The organism is Streptomyces sp. MBT53, assembly GCF_016654115.1.
Lineage (GTDB): Bacteria > Actinomycetota > Actinomycetes > Streptomycetales > Streptomycetaceae > Streptomyces.
The window spans coordinates 1-764 of record NZ_JAEQAZ010000472.1 but is presented as its reverse complement, the minus strand read 5'-3'; the positions used below and the strand labels follow the sequence as shown (position 1 = coordinate 764).

Annotated in this window: 2 pseudogenes; both read left to right on the top strand. The window is 73.7% G+C overall.

Annotated elements, in window-relative coordinates:
* Positions 1–438, top strand: a pseudogene (locus JHN45_RS52305) (hypothetical protein); the annotation flags it as partial.
* 38 nt (positions 439–476) lie between these two features.
* A pseudogene (locus tag JHN45_RS52300) lies at positions 477–764 on the top strand (hydrolytic protein); the annotation flags it as partial.

Below are 764 nucleotides of genomic sequence, written 5' to 3'. Positions count from 1 at the left end.
ACCTGGCCCCGCACAGGCGACCCCCACACCGCCCTCCTCACCTGGGCCCAGGCCGACGTAGCGGCTCACGGCGCTCCCGACGACGCGGGGCTCGCGGCCCCGGACACCTCGGTGCCGACCGGCACGCTGGCGGAAATCGGCGCCCTCACCGAGGAGTTGCGCGCCCAGTCGATCCTCCAGAACGGCACGGTGACCGTGGCGGACGCCGGACTCGACGACCCCGCGCGCCTCGCCCTGGTGCTGGCCCGCCCCGACGACACCCTCGGCTACGTGTCCACCCTGGCGGCCCTGGTCGCACGGGACACCGGCCGACCGGTCCGACTGCTCGGCCCCGCCGGCCGAACCGACCGCTTCGGCCCGGCCGACGGCACCCCGCTGACCCTCTACTTCGACGGCAACCGGTTCTCGGTCAACCCGCCCGCCCCGGACGACAACTGACCGGTCGTCACCCGATCATCCCTCTGGAAGGAAACAGCATGTCCGGCAAGAACAGCCCGCAGCACCAGGCAGCGACGGGCGGGACGGAGCCCGCCCCGGCCCCGGACACCACCACGGGCGCCGACCCCGAGACCGCGACGGCACTCCCGCCGACGAGCGGCGAGACGACGGCCGGCACCTCGGAGACCGCGGCGCAGGCGGAAGCCGCACTCACGGCCCCGGCTCAACTCCCTTCCACAGGCGGGGAAGTGACCAGGGAAACGGGTGTCGGCGTCGGCGCAGGCACCCGCTCGGCAACAGAACCGGAACTGGAACCAGAACTGGAA